Consider the following 5,364-nt stretch of genomic DNA (forward strand, 5'->3'; position numbering starts at 1 on the left):
CCCCCCCCCCACGAGTACATGGTCAGACGGAAGCCTCCGTCGTCTCGATGCGGCGGGGCAGGACCCAGCCGGCGCGAGGGTAGTGGCAGTTGTAGCCGTTCGGATACCGCTGCAGGTAGTCCTGGTGCTCAGGCTCGGCCTCCCAGAACGGGCCGGCGGGCTCGATCGTGGTGACGGCCGAGCCTGGCCACAGGCCGGAGGCGTCGACGTCGGCGATCGTCTCCTTGGCGATCTGCTCCTGCTCGGGGGTGAGCGGGAAGATCGTCGAGCGGTAGCTCGTGCCGATGTCGTTGCCCTGACGGTTCAGGGTCGACGGGTCGTGGATCTGGAAGAAGAACGCCAGGATGTCCCGGTACGTCGTCTTCGACGGATCGAAGACGATCTCCACAGCCTCGGCGTGGCCGGGGTGGTTGCGGTAGGTGGCGTGATCGTTCTGTCCGCCGGTGTATCCGGCACGGGTGCTGATCACGCCCGGCTGCTTGCGGATGAGCTCGTCGACGCCCCAGAAGCAGCCGCCGGCGAGGACGGCCGTCTCGGTGCCTGGTGTGCGGGTGACCTCTCCGGTGTCGTGAATTCCACTGGTCATGATGCGTGCTCCTTCGTGGTCGTGGTGGTGGTCTCGAACAGTGAGCGGAACTCGCCATACCCCTCGGCCTCCAGGTCGGAGACGGGGATGAACCGCAGCGCGGCGGAGTTCATGCAGTAGCGCAGGCCGCCAGCGTTCGCGGGGCCGTCGTCGAAGACGTGTCCGAGGTGGCTGTCCGCCCCGGTGGAGCGGACCTCGGTGCGGGGCATCCAGAGGGATCGGTCCGTCTTCGTGTGGACGGCGTCCGCGACGACCGGCTTGGTGAAGCTGGGCCATCCGGTTCCACTGTCGTACTTGTCGGTGGATGAGAACAGGGGCTGCCCGGAAACGACGTCCACGTACAGGCCGTCCTCGTGGTTGTCCCAGTACTCGTTGCGGAAAGCCGGCTCGGTGCCGTCCTTCTGGGTGACGCGGTACTGCTGGTCGTTGAGGCGGCTCAGGGCCTCAGAAGTCTTGCTGTAGTCGTGCGACACGATTTCCTCCTTGTCCGGCGCCGCTGGCTGCGGCGTCACTGTTGATAACGCCGGGGTGACGCGGTTTGGTCCCGCTAATCTGGGAATAGGCTGTGACTTGAAGAACCCTCCTGTTGCTATTTCGGATCATGCGCTATTTGCTTCACCGAAGACCCATGTCGTGCTCGACTGACTGTCGCTGAGCACGATGCCGGCGGCGTCGAGTTCGTCACGGATACGGTCTGCCGTGCGGAAGTCCCCGACCGTGCGGGCCTGGGCTCGCTGGTCGAGCGCCTGGGCGATCAGAATCTCCAACGCCCGCTCGACGCGCAGGGGTCCAGCGGTTGATTTGCCCCACGGCATCTCGTGCGGATTGATGCCGAGGACGCCCGTCATGGCGAGCACGGCGTCCCGTGCGTCGGCACCGGCCCGCGCGTCGTGCTGGGTGAGGGCGGTATTGCCGCGCCTGACCTCGTCGTGGAGGACGGCGAGGGCCATGGGGATGTTGAGGTCGTCATCCAAGGCGTTTCTGAATGCGACCGGCAGCTTGCTCGCATCCGCCGTCTGCCTCGAGTCGTTCGCGCTCCGGGCGATGAAGTCTTCGATTCTGCGCATCGCCGCCGCGGCGGATCGCAGGGCGGATTCGGTCAGCTCCAGGTTCGACCGGTAATGGGCCGATCCGAGGTAGTAGCGCAGGTCGATAGGACGTATCCCCTGCAGAAGATCGTCGACGGGTGTCGCGTTGCCGAGGGACTTGCTGATCTTGTCGCCGCCGGACGTGACCCAGCCATTGTGCATCCAGTAGCGCGCGAATCCGTATCCGGCGGCACGGGACTGCGCCTGCTCATTCTCATGATGAGGAAAACGCAGGTCGAGCCCTCCACCGTGGATGTCGAAGCTCTCTCCCAGGTAGCGGAGGATCATCGTCGAGCAGCTCAGATGCCATCCCGGGCGTCCCGGCCCGTAAGGCGAATCCCATGCCGCGCCCGCGGCACTCGCCTCTCCTACCGCCACATCTGAGGGAACGGATTTCCAGAGCGCGAAGTCGCGAGGGTCGCGTTTCCCCGTCGCCTGATCGGCATGTTCGTCTCCGGGGAGAGTGCCGGTCTCCTGTGAGGTCAGAGAACCGTAGTCAGGCCATGATGAGACGTCGAAGTAGACGTCTCTCTCATCGTCTCCCGCTCGGTACGCGTGGCCTCGTTTGATCAGCCGGTCGATGAACGCAAGCATCTCGGCGGTATGCCCCGTCGCGCGCGGCTCGATCGTCGGCGGCAAGATACCGATCATGCGATAGGCGTCGGCGAACGCCCTCTCCTGGCGAGCAGCCCACGCCCACCATGGAACGCCCGCCGTGTTGCTCGCAGCAAGAATCTTGTCGTCCAGGTCGGTGATGTTTCGGACCAGGGTCACGTCGAGCTCGTGGCCGATCTGGAGCCATCGTCGCAACTGGTCGAAGACCACTGCCGAGCGGAGATGGCCGACGTGTGGCGGAGCCTGAACGGTCGGACCGCACAGATAGATGCCGACGCGACCCGGTCGCAGGGGCGCGAACGTGCACAACGATGATGTTCCGCTGTCGAAGAGCCGTAACGTCATCGATCAGCTCATCTCACGGGTGCGCTGCTCTCGGAGCGCACGGAGGTGGACCGCGGCCCAGGAGCGGAAGGGGCGCCAGCGTTCTGCGACCTCCTCAAGCAGCGATTCGGGCCCGTACTGGTAGGAGATCTCGGCGTAAAGGCGGCGTTCCGCGCGCGGAAGGACGTCCTGGGCGTTGGCGCCGCGGATAAGGACGAGGTCCGCGGCGAACGGTCCGATGCCTGTCACCGTGAGGAGCTCGCGGCGAGCAGATTCTTCGGGCGTAGTTCGGAGCCGGGGACCGTTGAGCAGTCCGGTGAGCGCAGCCTCGGCGACAGCCCGGAGATAGTCTGGCTTCCGACCGGGTAGGTCCAGTTCTCCGGCGTCGATGGCGCGGATGAGCGCATCGGGCGCGGGAAAGGCCCCGTCGTCCCCGTGCGCGACGATAAGGTCGCGGCGGACTCGGGCAGCAACCGGGACGCGAGTGCGCTGCGACAAGACGCACCAGGCTGCGGCTTCGTAGGGCGAATGGAAGCCGCACGGGCGATATCCGGGGAGAGCCCTTTGGGCGGTGGCGATGATCGGGTCGCGATCGCCGACAGCCGCCCAGGCCCGCGCGTCCACATCAAGAGAGAGGAAGCGGCACACCTGCTCAGCTGCTGCGGCCAGATCGCCAGTGCCGGACAGGCTGATCTGGGCGCTCTCCCCGCGCTGGGTGACGCGGGCGGACACGGGCGTCCAGTCATGCTCGCTCATAAAGCGCGCAGAGAGGACGTCCGGGTCGCCGCCGGCCGCGATCGCGGTAGGGGTGAATTCTTCCCAGAACCGCTTGCTGGTGCGCAAGGACCACGGCCCGAGGACCTGGACCGAGAGGGTGTGCTGCGCCATGGTGGCATTAGGCGCGGGCGTGAATGGTGACGACGTAGCCGTCGGGGTCACGGAATGAGAACTGCAGTCCGAACGGCCCCTCGAACGGTTCCTGCGCGATCGCCACTCCCGCGTCGACCAGGCGTGCATGCACGCCTTCCGCGTCGTCGTTGTGGAACCAGACTCCGGCGCCGGCGCCGAGCTGAGGCATCGCGTCGAGATCCACACCGGGGAACGGGTCGCGGACGGCGAACGCGGCTCCTCCTGCGGAGAAGACGGTCGCCGCGGGGTTCGAGTCTGGGAGGCGTGTGAGTCCGACGAGCTCCTCGTAGAACTTCGCGGAGACGGCGCGGTCCCGCACCTGGAAAGAGACGAAGTCCGGGCCGGTGGTTGTTGCTGCCATGAGCAGGCTCCTGTTCTGTTCAATATCGCCAGTGTCAATATCCTGACACTCGTTGGAGTGTGTGTCAAACTATTGACATGGATGCATTGGACCGGAGCCCGGAGTCGCTGGGGGTGCTGATCAAGGAGACGCAGTCGCTCCTGAACCAGCGAATGGACGATCGGCTTCGCCCGCTGGCGCTGAGTGTGCCGCAGTACGCGTGCTTGACCGCCTTGCAGGACACGCCAGGCATCACGAGCTCCGAACTCGCCCGGCGCGCGTTCGTGTCTCGCCAGTCGATGAACGTGCTGCTTCAGGGGCTGGAGAAGCGGGGACTGGTCACCCGCTCGAGTGATCCTGGGCCCAGGCGGGAACGGAGCGTGGTGCTGAACGATGCCGCAGAACTCCTCCTCGAACGCGCACATGAGGAAGTCTCCTCGGTCGTTCATCGCATGACCGTGGAGGTTGAGCCGGTGGAGCGCGTCCGTCTTTACGAGCTTCTGGCTCGTTGCCGCGACGCCCTGCTCATTCCTTGACGGCATTGTCAGGCCCGGGGAGCTGATACCGGCCGATGGCGCTGTAGGACCCGCGGCGGAAGCGGAGACCAGCGATCCGCCCGTCTTCGACGAGCCAGCGCAGTTCATAGCACGCGCGGTAGTCCGGCGGCCAGAAGGAACAGAACTGCCCCTCTGCATCCACATACCACTCCCCCAACGTGGGTCTTCCGTTCTCGACGTACACGGTCTTGCCGTCCTCGGCGAATGCCTGCGTTGCCCCGTCCTCGTACAGGATCGATGCGGCCGTCAGCGCGCGAGGGATATCCGGTGCTCGAACTTCCTCCGCGTCGATGACGGTGAGGTCAGATAGCGGCTCGTTCATCAGTACGTCTCCTCTGGCCTGATCTGCTGCGGGCGGTCCAGTCGGCTCTCGTCCTGGGTCTCATCGGGGCGAGGTGTGGTGTTGTTGCGCCATTGGCGGGGTGTGGTGCCGAATTCTTCGCGGAAGATGCGGCTGAAGTGGCTGGCTGAGACGAACCCGTGTTGCTGGGCGAGGACGCCGATGGGGACATCGATGGTGGCCGGTGCGGTCAGGGCGTCGCGGACGCGGCGCAGGCGCTGGGACTGGATCAGTTGCGCGAGCCGGATGTCGGCGCGGGACATCTCTGCGTAGAGCAGACGCTCGGACACGTGCAGGTCCTTCGCGATCCGGGCGGCCCCGAGACCAGGGTCGGTGAGGTTGTCGAGCACGTAGGTGACGATCTGCTCGGCCAGCGGATACCGGGTCGTGGCGCGGTCGGGAGTGAGGGCGCTGAGCAGGGTCACTTTCAGCAGGTCGGCGACAGGCGCGAACACGTCCACCTCGTCGCGCAGGCTGAGCTCGGAGTCCATCACGCCCCCGAGCACGGACTGCAGCAGCGCCGCCAGCGAGGTCCGCTCACGCAGATCCACCCCAGAGACCTCGCCGATCTGATCCGCCGTCAACCCCACCACACCCAACGGCAG

General features: G+C 65.9%; 8 protein-coding genes. 1 reads left to right on the top strand and 7 read right to left on the bottom strand.

The genetic code is table 11. The features are described 5' to 3' along the window. Positions 1 to 22 precede the first annotated feature (22 nt). The 5 genes from msrA to M3C17_RS18690 all read right to left on the bottom strand — a co-directional run bounded on the left by msrA (position 23) and on the right by M3C17_RS18690 (position 3,883). Entirely contained in the window at positions 23 to 586 is a 564-nt protein-coding gene (msrA, locus tag M3C17_RS18670; RefSeq protein WP_074041308.1) for a peptide-methionine (S)-S-oxide reductase MsrA, read from the bottom strand. Beyond that, a complete protein-coding gene (gene msrB, locus M3C17_RS18675) occupies positions 583 to 1,059 on the bottom strand; it encodes a peptide-methionine (R)-S-oxide reductase MsrB (protein WP_020625393.1) in 477 nt (158 codons plus the stop codon). The genes msrA and msrB overlap by 4 nt, the downstream gene beginning before the upstream one ends. Positions 1,060 to 1,185: 126 nt before the next feature. Beyond that, the gene (gene cysS, locus M3C17_RS18680) at positions 1,186 to 2,634 is read right to left on the bottom strand and encodes a cysteine--tRNA ligase (RefSeq protein ID WP_074041310.1); all 1,449 of its coding nucleotides are present in this window, start codon (positions 2,632 to 2,634) and stop codon (positions 1,186 to 1,188) included. A 3-nt stretch (positions 2,635 to 2,637) separates the two neighbouring features. Further along, positions 2,638 to 3,501, bottom strand: coding sequence for a DNA-3-methyladenine glycosylase (locus M3C17_RS18685; protein WP_074041311.1), 864 nt, complete (start codon positions 3,499 to 3,501; stop codon positions 2,638 to 2,640). 7 nt (positions 3,502 to 3,508) lie between these two features. Next, entirely contained in the window at positions 3,509 to 3,883 is a 375-nt protein-coding gene (locus M3C17_RS18690; RefSeq protein ID WP_074041313.1) for a VOC family protein, read from the bottom strand. 77 nt (positions 3,884 to 3,960) lie between these two features. On the opposite strand from M3C17_RS18690, the gene M3C17_RS18695 reads away from it, so the two are divergent. Beyond that, positions 3,961 to 4,398 (top strand): MarR family winged helix-turn-helix transcriptional regulator, encoded by a 438-nt coding sequence (locus M3C17_RS18695; protein ID WP_074041316.1) that lies wholly within the window; start codon positions 3,961 to 3,963, stop codon positions 4,396 to 4,398. Here M3C17_RS18695 and M3C17_RS18700 read toward each other — a convergent pair. Next, positions 4,388 to 4,741, bottom strand: coding sequence for a hypothetical protein (locus M3C17_RS18700; protein WP_074041318.1), 354 nt, complete (start codon positions 4,739 to 4,741; stop codon positions 4,388 to 4,390). The two genes, M3C17_RS18695 and M3C17_RS18700, sit on opposite strands and share 11 nt — an antisense overlap. Next, positions 4,741 to 5,364, bottom strand: a 624-nt coding sequence (locus tag M3C17_RS18705; RefSeq protein ID WP_259979555.1) for a helix-turn-helix transcriptional regulator, incomplete at its 5' end; no start/stop codon positions are given. The genes M3C17_RS18705 and M3C17_RS18700, both read right to left, overlap by 1 nt.

The organism is Microbacterium sp. p3-SID336, from assembly GCF_025143365.1.
GTDB lineage: Bacteria > Actinomycetota > Actinomycetes > Actinomycetales > Microbacteriaceae > Microbacterium.

Coding starts and splice junctions, on each gene's coding strand:
- msrA (WP_074041308.1), bottom strand. CDS start 586: ATGACCAGTGGAATTCACGACACCGGAGAGGTCACCCGCACACCAGGC.
- cysS (WP_074041310.1), bottom strand. CDS start 2,634: ATGACGTTACGGCTCTTCGACAGCGGAACATCATCGTTGTGCACGTTC.
- M3C17_RS18685 (WP_074041311.1), bottom strand. CDS start 3,501: ATGGCGCAGCACACCCTCTCGGTCCAGGTCCTCGGGCCGTGGTCCTTG.
- M3C17_RS18690 (WP_074041313.1), bottom strand. CDS start 3,883: ATGGCAGCAACAACCACCGGCCCGGACTTCGTCTCTTTCCAGGTGCGG.
- M3C17_RS18695 (WP_074041316.1), top strand. CDS start 3,961: ATGGATGCATTGGACCGGAGCCCGGAGTCGCTGGGGGTGCTGATCAAG.
- M3C17_RS18700 (WP_074041318.1), bottom strand. CDS start 4,741: ATGAACGAGCCGCTATCTGACCTCACCGTCATCGACGCGGAGGAAGTT.